We start from the raw sequence: 315 nt of genomic DNA, 5'->3' as shown, positions 1-315 counted from the left end.
CGCTCGCCGCTCTTCGGCACGGGCCGCCCGGTGAGCTTTTCGCGCACGATCAGCGCGATCGCTTCCTCGAGCGGCGCGTCAGCCTTGTCCCTGACGTCGACGAGGTTCGCCTTGGCGTATTTGTCCTCGAGCATCGAGCCGATATTGTCGGCCACGCCCTGCATAGCGCGGCTGCCGATCGCCTCGACGCGCGCCTGCTCTACGGCATCGAAGATGGACCGCGCGAGCTTGCCTTCGGGTGCCAGCTTGTTGTGGATGCGTTGATCGTGACAGGCGCGCTTCAGCGCCATGGAATCGCCCAGACCGCGGGTGATC

Annotated in this window: 1 pseudogene; it reads right to left on the bottom strand. The window is 66.0% G+C overall.

The features are described from left to right. Nucleotides 1–315, bottom strand: a pseudogene (locus tag EN851_RS35160) (cobaltochelatase subunit CobT); the annotation flags it as partial.

It is taken from the genome of Mesorhizobium sp. M8A.F.Ca.ET.208.01.1.1 (genome assembly GCF_004791315.1).
Classification (GTDB): domain Bacteria; phylum Pseudomonadota; class Alphaproteobacteria; order Rhizobiales; family Rhizobiaceae; genus Mesorhizobium.
Note: the sequence above shows the minus strand (reverse complement) of the source record. Positions and strands in the feature narration are given on the sequence as shown.